The 240-nt window shown below is 66.2% G+C and carries 1 protein-coding gene; it reads left to right on the plus strand.

The features are described from left to right. Positions 1-240: efflux RND transporter permease subunit (locus tag AC0L3S_RS39695; RefSeq protein WP_473285440.1), on the plus strand; the 240-nt coding region annotated here is incomplete at both ends.

The following is a 240-nucleotide window of genomic DNA, read 5'->3' on the forward strand; positions in this document are numbered from 1 at the left end:
CTTCCTTCCGGTCGAGGACCAGGGCTATTTCTTCGTCGTCATCCAGTTGCCCGACGGCGCGTCGCTGGAACGCACCGACGCGGTGGCGCAGAAGGCGCGTGACATCCTGCAGGCGACGCCCGGCGTCGACATCGTCGGCTCGATCAGCGGCCTGAACTTCCTGACCAGTGCCGCGCAATCGAATTCGGCGGTCGAATTCGCCATCCTGAAGCCGTGGGAGGAGCGGGGCCCCGACCAGAG

This window comes from Bradyrhizobium sp. Ken01 (assembly GCF_055807355.1).